The organism is Pseudoalteromonas sp. SIMBA_162, assembly GCF_046535955.1.
Classification (GTDB): Bacteria; Pseudomonadota; Gammaproteobacteria; order Enterobacterales; family Alteromonadaceae; genus Pseudoalteromonas; species Pseudoalteromonas marina.
Genome location: NZ_JAWJBQ010000878.1, coordinates 1 through 250 on the forward strand (window position 1 = coordinate 1; position 250 = coordinate 250).

The following is a 250-nucleotide window of genomic DNA, read 5'->3' on the forward strand; positions in this document are numbered from 1 at the left end:
GGTGTCCGAGGCCGGCAGCGGCGGCTACTTCCACGAAGCGGTGCTGTTTCGCGATGTGCCGCCAGACAGTCGCCTGGCCCGGGAGGAAGTGTTCGGCCCGGTGCTGGCGGTGATGCCCTTCGAGGACGAGGCCGAGGCCATTGGCCTGGCCAACGACAGCGCCTTCGGCCTGGTGGCCGGGGTCTGGACCCGGGACGGTGCGCGTAAGTTGCGCATGGCTCACAAGCTGCGCTGTGGCCAGGTGTTCATC

Annotated in this window: 1 protein-coding gene; it reads left to right on the plus strand. The window is 68.8% G+C overall.

What is annotated here, in order from left to right; genetic code table 11:
- On the plus strand, positions 1-250 hold a 250-nt coding region (locus R0J88_RS22215), incomplete at both ends, for an aldehyde dehydrogenase family protein (protein WP_410901202.1).